This is a genomic window from Caloramator sp. CAR-1, from assembly GCF_030546345.1.
Classification (GTDB): Bacteria; Bacillota; Clostridia; order Clostridiales; family Caloramatoraceae; genus Caloramator; species Caloramator australicus.
In genome coordinates this window covers 124,798-137,238 of sequence record NZ_JAUONW010000016.1, presented here as the reverse complement: position 1 = coordinate 137,238, position 12,441 = coordinate 124,798, and the positions used below count along the sequence as shown (strand labels likewise).

The 12,441-nt window shown below is 30.7% G+C and carries 13 protein-coding genes; 11 read left to right on the top strand and 2 right to left on the bottom strand.

Annotated elements, in window-relative coordinates; translation table 11 throughout:
* Positions 1 to 38 precede the first annotated feature (38 nt).
* The 9 genes from Q3V94_RS05345 (at position 39) to Q3V94_RS05305 (ending at position 7,578) form a co-directional block, all read left to right on the top strand.
* Positions 39 to 1,142, top strand: a complete 1,104-nt coding sequence (locus Q3V94_RS05345; RefSeq protein WP_303525777.1) for a hypothetical protein — start codon at positions 39 to 41, stop codon at positions 1,140 to 1,142.
* A gap of 1 nt (position 1,143) precedes the next feature.
* Positions 1,144 to 1,764 (top strand): site-2 protease family protein, encoded by a 621-nt coding sequence (locus Q3V94_RS05340; protein WP_303525776.1) that lies wholly within the window; start codon positions 1,144 to 1,146, stop codon positions 1,762 to 1,764.
* Between the two features lie 4 nt (positions 1,765 to 1,768).
* The gene (locus tag Q3V94_RS05335) at positions 1,769 to 2,503 is read left to right on the top strand and encodes a segregation/condensation protein A (RefSeq protein ID WP_303525774.1); all 735 of its coding nucleotides are present in this window, start codon (positions 1,769 to 1,771) and stop codon (positions 2,501 to 2,503) included.
* Positions 2,503 to 3,069 (top strand): SMC-Scp complex subunit ScpB, encoded by a 567-nt coding sequence (scpB, locus tag Q3V94_RS05330; RefSeq protein ID WP_303525772.1) that lies wholly within the window; start codon positions 2,503 to 2,505, stop codon positions 3,067 to 3,069. Before Q3V94_RS05335 ends, scpB begins: the two co-directional genes overlap by 1 nt.
* A gap of 47 nt (positions 3,070 to 3,116) precedes the next feature.
* Positions 3,117 to 3,698: a DUF2953 domain-containing protein gene (locus Q3V94_RS05325; RefSeq protein ID WP_303525771.1), complete on the top strand. Its 582-nt coding sequence runs from the start codon at positions 3,117 to 3,119 to the stop codon at positions 3,696 to 3,698.
* Positions 3,655 to 4,086: a GerW family sporulation protein gene (gene ytfJ, locus Q3V94_RS05320; RefSeq protein ID WP_008909660.1), complete on the top strand. Its 432-nt coding sequence runs from the start codon at positions 3,655 to 3,657 to the stop codon at positions 4,084 to 4,086. The genes Q3V94_RS05325 and ytfJ overlap by 44 nt, the downstream gene beginning before the upstream one ends.
* A gap of 122 nt (positions 4,087 to 4,208) precedes the next feature.
* Complete coding sequence (locus tag Q3V94_RS05315) at positions 4,209 to 5,237, top strand: D-alanyl-D-alanine carboxypeptidase family protein (protein ID WP_303525770.1); 1,029 nt, start codon at positions 4,209 to 4,211, stop codon at positions 5,235 to 5,237.
* 68 nt (positions 5,238 to 5,305) lie between these two features.
* The gene (locus Q3V94_RS05310) at positions 5,306 to 6,304 is read left to right on the top strand and encodes a sulfide/dihydroorotate dehydrogenase-like FAD/NAD-binding protein (RefSeq protein WP_303525769.1); all 999 of its coding nucleotides are present in this window, start codon (positions 5,306 to 5,308) and stop codon (positions 6,302 to 6,304) included.
* A complete protein-coding gene (locus Q3V94_RS05305) occupies positions 6,301 to 7,578 on the top strand; it encodes an FAD-dependent oxidoreductase (protein ID WP_008909657.1) in 1,278 nt (425 codons plus the stop codon). Before Q3V94_RS05310 ends, Q3V94_RS05305 begins: the two co-directional genes overlap by 4 nt.
* Before the next feature lie 14 nt (positions 7,579 to 7,592).
* Here Q3V94_RS05305 and Q3V94_RS05300 read toward each other — a convergent pair whose 3' ends face one another.
* Together Q3V94_RS05300 and Q3V94_RS05295 are read right to left on the bottom strand one after the other, a co-directional pair.
* Entirely contained in the window at positions 7,593 to 8,441 is an 849-nt protein-coding gene (locus Q3V94_RS05300) for a DegV family protein (RefSeq protein ID WP_303525767.1), read from the bottom strand.
* A gap of 95 nt (positions 8,442 to 8,536) precedes the next feature.
* Complete coding sequence (locus tag Q3V94_RS05295; RefSeq protein ID WP_303525766.1) at positions 8,537 to 8,698, bottom strand: zinc-ribbon domain-containing protein; 162 nt, start codon at positions 8,696 to 8,698, stop codon at positions 8,537 to 8,539.
* 151 nt (positions 8,699 to 8,849) lie between these two features.
* Between Q3V94_RS05295 and Q3V94_RS05290 the strand changes: the two genes are divergently transcribed.
* Entirely contained in the window at positions 8,850 to 9,554 is a 705-nt protein-coding gene (locus Q3V94_RS05290) for a TVP38/TMEM64 family protein (protein ID WP_303525764.1), read from the top strand.
* Between the two features lie 186 nt (positions 9,555 to 9,740).
* Positions 9,741 to 12,344, top strand: coding sequence for a calcium-translocating P-type ATPase, PMCA-type (locus tag Q3V94_RS05285; RefSeq protein WP_303525958.1), 2,604 nt, complete (start codon positions 9,741 to 9,743; stop codon positions 12,342 to 12,344).
* Positions 12,345 to 12,441 lie beyond the last annotated feature (97 nt).

Here is a 12,441-nt window from a genome sequence, read left to right as displayed (position 1 = left end):
ATATACTTAAGTAGATGCTCATTTTTAGGGTGATGGACATGAATATTAATATTGAAAATGATGAAATTATAAGTTATTTTAAAAAGTTGTTTGATAGATATGATTTTAAGTTTTATTTAGTTGGGGGAGCTATAAGGGATAAAATTCTTACTTTGGAACCAGTGGACTACGATTTTGTTGTAGAAGCAGAAGAAGATGATTATTTTTATATTGTGGAAAGCCTTTCAAAGGAATTAAATTTTGATTTTAAGTATCATAAGCACTATAGAACGGCAATTTTACAATATAAAGATAAAAGAATAGATTTAGCTATGTCGCGAAGGGAGTTTTATCCTGTCCCTGCATCTAAACCAATTGTATTTCCTACAAATATTTATCAAGATTTAAAAAGAAGAGACTTTACTATAAATTCTTTAGCCTATGACTTAAAAGGCAAAATTTTAATTGATCCTTTTAATGGGTTAGAGGATATTAAGGAGAAAAGGATAAGGGTATTGCATGATTTGAGCTTTAGAGATGATCCATCAAGAATTTTTAGGGGAATAAAATATGCTTCACGATTTAACTTTAATTTCGACAAAAGGACCTTTGACTTGATTAAACTTGCTTTATCTACTGGATATGTTAATTTATTGCCAGGAAATAGACTTAGAAATGAGATTATTGCAGCATTAAAAGAAAAAAATATTAAATATACTTTGAGTATCTTACAGGAATTAAAACTGTTTAATACTTTAATCGGCGAGGATTTTACACTAAATATGAATTTTGATGTGGAAGAGTTCAACACTCTTAAAGATGAAGAAAAATTTATTGTTTTATTTTATAAAAATGATGAAGAAACTATCTTAAAATCAATGGAAATCCTAAACCTTAGTAATAATTTTAAATTAAATTGTGAACTGCTAAAGCAGGTTAATAAGTTAATAGGCGATAATGTTAAGGAATTATATAGGTATTTAATAATAAATATAAATAAAATCAATAAAAAAGTATTATATTGTTTATTCAGTAAATATGAAAGTATTGCCAATTATATTCGAAATATAGATAGGATTAAATATGACTTTAAAGGATTTGAAAAGGAAGATATAGTGAGTTATAAAATAGAAAAATTATTGGAATTTTGGGGGAGAGAATAAGATGAACAATTATGATTTTGGAACTTTTATATTAACTGCAATTGCTATAGTTTTGTCTTTGACTGTTCATGAATACTCCCATGCATTGATTTCAACTGCCCAAGGGGATGAAACTCCCAAATATTATAATAGATTAACTATAAATCCCTTCTCCCATGTGGACTTATTAGGACTTTTATCATTATTTTTATTTAAGTTCGGTTGGGCAAAGCCAGTTCCTATAAATCCTTCTAATTATAAAAATCAAAGACTTGGGACTATTTTGACATCATTAGCAGGACCGGTATCTAATTTATTGCTATCATTCTTGGCTGCAATTATTTATTTTAAGTTTCAGCCTGAATCTTATGCGGTTATTTATTTTTTAAAGGATTTAATCTTGATCAATGTTGGTTTTGCTGTATTTAATATGCTCCCATTTCCTCCCCTTGATGGTTCAAAGATTTTTGCTGAATTATTTAGGGGGAAAATAGCTGAAATAATTTATTCAATTGAAGGCAAAGGAATATTTATTTTGTTCCTACTATTGATGTTTCCACCTTTTAAATATTTTATAGCTAGGTTAATAGAATTTGTATTTAATGGAGTAATTGTTATTGCAATACAATTAGTTAGCAGGTGATTATATGTCAATTAATATAAAACTTGATGTTTTTGAAGGCCCTTTGGACCTTTTATTGCATTTGATTAAAAAGGCAGAAGTTGATATTTATAATATACCAATAGCTGAGATTACTGAACAATATTTAGAGTATCTTAAGGCTATGGAGGAATTAGACTTAGAAATAGCCAGTGAATTTATAGTTATGGCTGCAACTTTATTGGAGATAAAATCTAAGATGCTTCTTCCAAAGCCAAAAATAAATGAAGAAGAGGCTGCTGATCAGGATCCAAGAATAGAACTTGTTGAAAAACTAGTAGAATATAAAAAATTTAAAGAGTTTGCTAATTTTTTAAGGGAAATAACTCAGGATTATGAATTATATTTCAAGGAACCTGAAGTTATTGATGACATTAAAGAAAATAAAGACATCTTTTTAAAAAATGTTAACTTAGAAAATATTATGCATGCCTTTAAAAGGGTAATGGATTCATACAAAAAAAGGTATAATAAGCGAAGTAGCATTCCCAAAAACATAGATCACGACGAATATAAGATTGAAGATAAGATGGATGAGATATTGAGACTTTTAAAAAATAAAAAGAGGATGAAATTTAGCGAATTTTTTACTAGTGCAAGAACAAAACTGGAAATTGTAGTTATATTTTTAGCTATGCTGGAGTTGATTAAGTTAAGACATATTAGGGTATTTCAAGAGGATAATTTTTCAGATATATTAATCGAGGGGATGGTAGATTGATGGATGAATACTTATTTGATTTAAAAACGCAGAGGGATATAGATAGAATAAAAGGTATCATTGAAAGCATATTGTTTGTTTCAGGTGAAGCAGTATTAAAAAAGGATTTGATCAATGTATTAAATATTGATGAGAAGGATTTTGAATGGATTATTAAGGAAATGATTGATGAATATGAAAACGAAAAAAGAGGAATTTTTATATTGGAATTTAATGATAAGCTTCAGTTTTCTACAAAACCTGAATACAGCAGTTTTATAAGAAAGCTTTTTAGGCCTGAATCAAAACATAATTTGTCGCAGGCTGCCTTAGAAACCTTAGCAATTATTGCATATAAACAACCTATAACTAAATCTGAAATAGATGAGATTAGAGGAGTAAGAAGCGATAAGGCAATTTCAACCTTATTAGAATATGGATTAATTCGTGAGGCTGGTAGATTAGAAACAGTTGGAAGACCAATAATTTATGAAACAACGGAAGAATTTTTAAAGTATTTTGGATTTAAAAATTTAAGTGAATTACCAAATTTAATTGAATTTAATTTGGAAAAAAAGGAAGAATAAATATATGAAGGTATATTTATTCTTCCTTTTTTTATGGGGTGAATTATATGAAATTTTTTCTATTATTATTGATTTTTTTTATTATTGTAGTCATATTTTCAAAAACGTATATAGAAATATATTTTGATTTAAACAAACTAAATATTAAATTAAATTTTTTATATGTTATAAAAATAAAACTATTTGAAAAAAATATTAAAGAGAAAAACAAAACTAAATCTATCAGGAAAGAAAGAACGAGGGGTAATATAGAAATATTAGAATTAGTAAGGGCTTTAATAAGTAATATACTTCACCGTCTTGATGTAAATTTAGATATAGATTTTTTATTTGGGACAAAGGAACCGCATATTACTGCTATACTTTATGGTATGATGAATTCTTTTTTAGGTTCGCTTTATCCAATACTAAAAGATACATTTAAAAATTATAATCAAAAAATAAATATTACTCCTGTATTCGACAAAGAATTATATGATCTTAAATTAGATATTCTAATAAAAATTCAAAATCTTTATTTAATATGGATGTCAATAATTTTTTTATCAAAATACATAAAGAAAAAAGGAAAGGGTGGTTTTAGGTATGGAACATCCAATAGAAGCATTAATGAGAACTACAATGGATAGCCTCAAGGAGATGATAGATGTCAACACGATAGTTGGCGATCCAGTGGAAACTAAGGACGGAAGTGTCATAATTCCCATTTCGAAGGTTAGCATAGGCTTTGCATCTGGAGGAAGTGAATTTGCAAGGGAAGGGAAAATCGATGAAAAAGCAAAATTTCCATTCGGCGGTGGAAGCGGTGCAGGGATGGCTGTAAGTCCAGTAGCATTTTTAGTAGTTTCAAAGGATTCGGTAAAGTTACTTCCTGTAAATCAAGCTAATTCAATTGAAAGAATTATAGATGGAATACCTGATCTTATTGAAGATATTGTAAATTATTTTAAAAAAGATAAAAGTGTAAATATAAAAAATGCATATTCAAGCGAAGATGGAGGTTTTAATGCAACATAAATTAAGGCTATGGAGGTAGGACAAAATTGAGAAGAATTTTTTTAGTTATTTTTTCTTTATTTATTCTTTCAGTCCCTTGCTTAAATGTTTTAGCAAATTCTAAAGAATTAAACTTAAATTGTGTGGCGGCCACAATATTAGATCAAGAATCTGGTAGAATTTTGTATAGCAAAAATGGAAACAAAATATTGCCAATGGCAAGCACTACTAAGATAATGACTGCCATTGTGGCTATTGAGAGGGGAAATATAAAAGACGTAGTTACAGTTTCAACTAAAGCAGCATCTGTGCCTGGAAGTTCAGCTGGTCTTAGAGCAGGCGATAAAGTGACTTTAGAAGAACTTCTTTATGGACTTATGCTAAAATCGGGAAACGATGCTGCAGTTGCTATTGCTGAACATATCGCTGGTAATGTGCAAAATTTTGTTAAACTGATGAATGATAAAGCATTAGAAATTGGGGCATTAAACACAAGTTTCATTACGCCCCATGGGCTAGATGCAGAGGATCATTTTACAACTGCTAATGATTTAGCAAAAATAACTGCATATGCAATGAAAAATGATTTATTTGCAAAAATAGTTGCAACAAAAGAAATTTCTAGTGGAATTACAGGACCTTTTAAGTATTCTTATAACAATATAAATAAATTTTTGTTTAGAGTTGATAACTCTGATGGTGTTAAAACGGGATACACTGGTAATGCAGGCAAATGTTTAGTAGCATCAGTTAGACACAAGTTTGGAAGATATATCTGTGTAGTTTTAAATAGTGCGGATAGATGGAAGGATGCAGAGAAGTTAGTGCAATATGCATCAAAAAAATATATTTTTATAAAAGCTTTTGATAGAAATGAAATAATAAAAAATATTCCGCTTTATGGAGGAACCGAAAAAAATATCTTTGCCCAAACAAAATCAGACTTATATTTACCTATTCTTCCAGAAGAAAAGAATAAAATCAAAGTTGAGCTTTTTTCACCTTCGGTGCTATTTGCGCCTATAGCAAAAGATGAGATAGTGGGGAATGTTGTAGTGAAAATTGATGATATTATTATATCAAAGTCCCCTTTGATAAGTGATAGAGATGTTAGAAGAAAAAACTTTATAGACATGATAAAGGATGTATTTTTACGAGCTGTTAGAAAATAACAGCTCATTTTTTGTAACCAAAATTAACAATAATGAATATTTTAATTATATGGGAAGGGGGGACGGTTATGTTTAAATTTGTAGACTGCATTGATGCTGGCACGGAATATTGTCCTTGCTATTTAGCAGAAAAGGGTGAGTGCATTATTTGTTCTCAATTAAAAGGAAGGGCCTTTTGTGATTGCCTAAACTGGAAGGGAACTTGCATATTTCAAGAATATACGTGGAACAATAATAAAGCCAAAAAAGCAAGAGATTTTAAAGAATATGTCCTAAAGAGCATCAATTTTCTAAGAGATGATTTGATTATAATGGAGGTATTTGTAAACCCATATTTAGCAAAACAATTAAATAATATCGGATCATATGTATTTTTAAAAAAGCCTAAATCCCCTCACTGTTTTGCAATGCCAGTTTCGATTATGAAAAGCGATATAAAAAATAATGTAATTACAATGGCAATTAAAATATTGGGGGTAAAAACAAAAGATATTTTAGATTGCAAAGAAAAAGTTGAGATTAAAGGTCCATACTGGAATGGAGTTCAAGGTCAGATATTTTTAAAAAATTTAAAAAATAGTGAAATATTAATATCTGCAAGGGGAGTTGCTGCATCGCCCTGTGTTATGGTGGCGAACAAATTAAAAAAACACAATAATAATGTAATTGTCATATTAGACAAAGGACGTAGTAACGAAAATTTTGCCAAAAAAGAATTTTTAGATTTAGGATGCAAAGTATACGATGTCAACATGATAGACTATTCAAATTATACACTTAAGGATGAGTTTAAGAAACTAATTAATGAGCTGATGAGGAAGCATGATTTTAAAGTAACTATGTCAGGTGGCAGCGATGAGTTTCATAGACTTTATCTTAATTATATTTATTCAGTAAATAAAAATTTAAAATTTGCAACGGTAAATAATGCTTTGATGACGTGTGGTGAGGGTGTATGCGGGAGTTGTCAATTAAAACTTTGCAACGGACAAGTTATTAGGGGATGTAAACAACAATATAATCCTGCGGAGGTTTTCATCAATATAAAAGGGGATGTTAATATATGATGGTAATTGTTATAGGTGGAGGATGGGCAGGTTGTGCAGCTGCATTACAGGCTAAAAAATGTGGTGCTGAGGTTTTAATTATTGAAAAAACTGATATGCTTTTGGGACTTGGAAATGTTGGAGGGATAATTAGAAATAATGGTAGATGGACAGCCGCAGAAGAGATGATAGCCCTAGGAGGAGGAGACCTATTTGAAATAGCTGATAGATGTGCAAGGCACAAAAATGTTGAATTCCCAGGCCACAAACATGCAACTTTATATGATGTTAATATTATTGAAGCTGAGGTTAGAAAATATTTATATTCAATGGGAATTAATATTATGTTTGAAAATAGAGTTGTAGATGTAGAAATGGAAGGAAGAAGGATTAAATCTGTTTATTTACACGATGGAACCGAAATTGAGGGTGATGTTTTTATTGAGACTACTGGATCTACGGGACCTATTGGGAATTGTTTAAGATATGGAAACGGTTGTTCAATGTGTATATTGCGTTGCCCATCTTATGGACCAAGAATAAGTATTTCAATGAGGGCGGGGGTTGAAGATCTTCAAGGACTTAGAGGGGATGAAAGTTTTGGTGCCATGAGCGGATCCTGCAAATTAGAAAAGGATTCCCTCTCTAAAGAATTACAAGAACAACTAGATAAAGATGGAGTAGTAGTTATTCCGGTTCCTAAAGAAGATATAAATTTAGATAAATTAAAAAATAAAGTCTGTCAACAATATGCTCTAAAGGAATTTGCTGAAAATATTGTCTTATTAGATACAGGCCATGCAAAACTAATGACAAGCTATTATCCTTTAGAAAAACTTAGAAAAATTCCTGGATTTGAAAGAGCAAGATTTATAGACCCCTATTCAGGAGGCAAAGCTAATTCAATAAGGTATCTATCAATGGCACCAAGGGATAATCATATGAAGGTAGTTGGTATTGACAATTTATTTGTAGGTGGAGAAAAGAGCGGGCTCTTTGTTGGACATACAGAAGCTATTGTAACGGGAACATTGGCAGGATATAATGCAGTAAGAGCAGGGCTTGGATTGAATTTGGTAGAACTTCCTACTTCGCTTGCTGTTGGGGATATAATAAAATTTGAAAATGAAAGCAAACAAACTATTGAAGGTTTAAAGCAAAGATATACCTTTGCAGGGGCTGTTTACTTTGAAAGGATGAAGGAATTAAATCTTTATATTACTGATGTTGATAAAATACGTAAAAAAGTAGAGGGATTATTTTTGAAAGACTTTTTTAAGAATAAAATAATTTAAGGGGCTTGTGCCCCTTATTCTATTGGTAAAAAAGTTAAACCTATAAGTCCAGGCCCAGAATGCACTCCAAGAGCAGGACTTACTTCGTTTACTATAATTTCTTTAACAGAAGATATATTTTTAATTTTATTTGCAAGTTCATTGGCTTCATTTTCTACATTTGCATGGGGAATACCAACTATTATAGATTTATAATTTTTAGAATACAAAAGTAATTCATCTATCATCTTTGCTACGGCTTGGTTTTTACCCCTGACCTTTGAAAACATATAATATTTGCCATGTTCATCTACAGAAATTATTGGTTTAAGATTTAATAAAGATCCTATTTTAGCAGCAAAACTGCTAATTCTCCCGCCCTTTTTTAAATATTCTAATGTATCAACTGTAAAAAATCCTTTTACTCTATTTTTTAAAACTTCTATTTTATCTAAAATTTCATCATAATGGTATCCGTTTTTTATCATTTTAGCTGTTTCATAGACTAAAAGCCCAAGTCCTAAGGAAAGAATTTTCGAATCTACTACTGATATATAAATATCGCTGATTTCTTCCTTAACAAGTTTGAACATATCATATGTGCCGCTTAAGCCTGAAGATATAGTTAACGCAATGCAATGGGTAAATCCTTTTTGTTTTAATTCGTTTAGTTTTGAAACAACATCATAAGGAGATGGCATTGACGTTTTGGGAACCTCAATATCTAAGTTTTGATAAATTTCAATAGGTTTAATATCCATTCCATCTTTATATTCATTGTTTTTATATATGATCCTTAGAGGAATTACATTAATTCCGTATTCGTCTATTATCCTTTGTGGAAGATCACATGAGCTGTCGGTAACAAGAGCGACTTTTTCCATAAATTAACCTCCTAATATTTTAAGGTTATTATAACATTAAATCTATGAAAAATCTAATAAAAATTATGTAACATAAAAAAAGGGGATAACTCCCCTTATCTTGCTGAAGGTCTTCGCTCTTGTTTTTTTGCTTTTCTACATCTTGGACATCTTACTGGATCGTTTTCAAATCCCTTTTCTTTGTAGAATTTTTGCTCACCTTCAGTAAATATAAATTCTTTACCGCAGTCTTTGCAGATTATAGATTTGTCTGCCATAAAAAAACCTCCTAACTTATATTGGTGATGTTAATAATATTTCCAATAAACATAAAAATATACAATGAATTGAAAAATATTTAATTTAATTGAAATAATACACATAAAATGATAAAATTAACTAAAAAGGATGAGTAAAGGGGTTAAACTGATGCATAAAGAGGTTATAGGCGAAAAAAGTATAAAAAGAAATGTTTTAATTATTTTATTGTTTTTATCTATTTCATTGTTCTTATTAATTAAATATCAGCTCTATGATATAAATAAGTTAAGAGGCATAATTGGTTATAATAAAGTTATTGCACCTTTTATATTTTTAATATTATGCACCGTAAGACCACTTCTACTTTTACCAGTTGGTATTTTTTCAACATTGGGAGGATTAATTTTTGGTGCATTATTAGGAACCTTTTATACTTTGGTTGGAAGTATTTTAGGTTCAATAATTGCTTATTTTTTAGCAAAAAAATTTGGAAGGGATTTGGTGGATAGGTTATTAAAAGGAAGATACAGCAGAATAAAAATAAATTCAAAGGAAAACGGATTTATTATTACATTTATTTTAAGGGTTGTTCCAATACTACCCTTTGATGCTGTAAGTTATATTTGTGGAATTTCTAACATAACATTCAAGGATTACCTTTTAGGAACTATAATAGGCATTATTCCTGGGACTTTTATTTATAGCTACTTTGGTAGTTCCCTTAAAAATATAAAGTCTAAAGAATTTTATATAGCAATACTTTTACTTTTGCTTTTGAGTTTAATACCTTTTATTTATAAAAGATATTCTACTAAAATTAAAGCAGTCGAATTTGAGGAGGATAATGACAGATTGACAAAAAAAAGAAAGTGACTATAATTATACATGTAAAGGGGAGTAACTCGGCCTAAGCCTTAACCGATCGTCACCTCGGCGAAAGCCCGGTCGGTTAGCAAGGGAAACCTTGTGAGTAAGACCTTTATCTATGGATATCCATGGATAAAGGTCTTTTATTTTTGAAAAAATATTCTAAGGAGGGATTATATGAAGCCGTTCTATATGCTTACTAAACAAGAAATATTTTCAGAACTTAATACAAATGAAAATGGTATATCGGATGAAGAAGTCAAAAGGAGGTTATCAGAGTTTGGGTATAACGAATTTAAGGAAAGAAAAACAAAATCATTATTTCAAAGATTTTTAGATCAATTTAAGGACTTTTTAGTAATAATTTTAATAGTTGCTGCCTTAATATCTGGATTTGTTGGAGAGATTGCTGACTCAATAATAATCTTATTTGTAGTAATTTTAAACGCTGTTCTTGGCGTTATTCAAGAGAACAAAGCAGAAAAATCTCTTAGTGCACTAAAAAAGATGGCAGCACCTCTTGCTGTAGTTGTAAGAAATGGAATTTCAAAAGAGATTCCTGTTAGGGAAATTGTTCCTGGAGATATAGTAGTGCTAGAGGCAGGTAGATTTGTTCCAGCGGATTTGAGGCTTATAGAAGCAGTAAATTTAAAGATAGAAGAATCCTCATTAACAGGTGAATCCGTTCCGGTTGAAAAGAGTAGTGAAGCATTAGATAATGAAAATATTTCAATTGGAGATAGAAAGAACATGGCCTTTATGTCCTCCATGGTTACATATGGAAGAGGCAAGGGTGTAGTTGTTGCAACTGGTATGAAAACGGAGATAGGTAAAATTGCAGATATGCTCTCTAATGTAGAAGAGGAACAGACACCTTTACAAGTAAAATTAGAAGAAGCAGGCAAATGGATGGGAATAACGGCATTAGTTATCTGTGCAGTTATGTTTTTAATTGGAATATTAAGAGGTCATGAATTATTTGATATGTTTATGACTTCAATTTCCCTTGCTGTTGCTGCAATTCCTGAGGGACTACCTGCAGTAGTTACAATTGTTCTTGCTGTAGGTGTTCAAAAAATGATAAAAAGGAATGCTATAATAAGGAAATTGCCTGCGGTTGAAACTTTAGGATGCGCTACTGTAATTTGTTCTGATAAAACCGGAACTTTAACCCAAAACAAGATGACAGTAAAAGAAATATTTACAGTAAACGGTTATGCAGATGATATATTAGATGCTAAAAAGGCTTTAATAATTGCTAATCTTTGCAACGATACTAAAGTTGTTGAGGAAAATGGAAAGATAGTCACTTTGGGGGACCCGACAGAAACAGCTTTAGTTGATATAGCATTAAAGGCAGGAATTGATAAAAGGGAGTTAGAAAAGCAGTATGTAAGGATTGATGAGATACCTTTTGATTCAGATAGAAAACTAATGACAACATTTAATAGATATGAAGATAAGATAGAAGTTAATGTAAAGGGAGCGCCAGATATATTATTATCTAAATGTAAGTTTATTTTAGATAACAATGCTGTGAGAGAAATAACAATTGACGATATTGAAAGAATAAAAAGAGCTAATGAAGAGATGGCTGCTAAGGCATTAAGGGTTTTAGCAGTAGGATACAAAAACACAAATGAAGTGGATATTAATTATGCTGAAAAGGATTTAATTTTTGTCGCTTTAATAGGTATGATAGATCCTCCAAGGGAAGAAGCAAAGGATGCTGTTAAAAAGTGTAAAACCGCTGGTATCAAGCCTGTAATGATAACAGGAGACCATAAGACAACAGCAATTGCTATTGCTAAAGAACTTGGAATTTTAAACAGTGATGAAGAAGCTATTACCGGTGTAGAACTTGAAAAAATGAGCGATGAGGAGTTGTTTAATAATGTAACTAGGTATAGCGTTTATGCGAGGGTTTCACCAGAGCATAAGGTAAGAATCGTTGAAGCATGGAAAAAGAATGGTCAAATTGTTGCAATGACAGGAGATGGAGTTAATGACGCACCGGCTTTAAAGACTGCAAATATTGGTGCAGCGATGGGGATAACCGGAACAGATGTTGCTAAGGAAGCTGCTGATATGGTCCTCACTGACGATAATTTTGCAACTATTGTAGCGGCAGTAGAGGAAGGAAGGACGATTTATTCTAATATTAAAAAGTCCATAAGCTATTTGTTATCATGTAACATAGGAGAGATAGTTACACTCTTTGTTGCAACGCTTTTAGGATGGGCTGAACCTTTATTGCCTATTCACATACTTTGGGTAAATCTTGTAACGGACAGCCTCCCAGCTTTGGCATTAGGAATGGAACCTGCTGAAGAAGGAGTAATGAAACAACCGCCACGAGATCCTAATGAAGGAATTTTTTCTAAAGGGACGGGTTTTAGAATATTGATGCAAGGTATATTGATAGGAGCTTTAACTCTTATTGCTTATGTATATGGTGTTAACTATGGTAAAAAGCAAGGCCTTTCCTTTGAAGAATATGAGTTAATTGGAAGAACCATGGCATTTTTTACTTTAAGTTTATCACAGTTAGTTCATGCTTATAATAATAGATATGAATTAAAGTCAGTAATTGCAAGTGGCATATTTAAAAATAGATACTTAAATCTTGCTGTTCTAATATCTTTATTTATTCAAATTACGGTTTTATCGACTTCCTTCTTAAGAAGGATATTTAAAGTAACATTATTAAATAGAGAACAACTTGTAGTGGTCCTATTGTGCTCAATAGCTCCACTAGTAGTAGTTGAGATAGTTAAATTATTTAGAAAAGAATGAACTATAGCTTTGCTATAGTTCATTTTTTTGTATTGACAAACTTATTTTTTTGAATATTATATATATGAATAAACAATTGATTAAATGTATCGATACA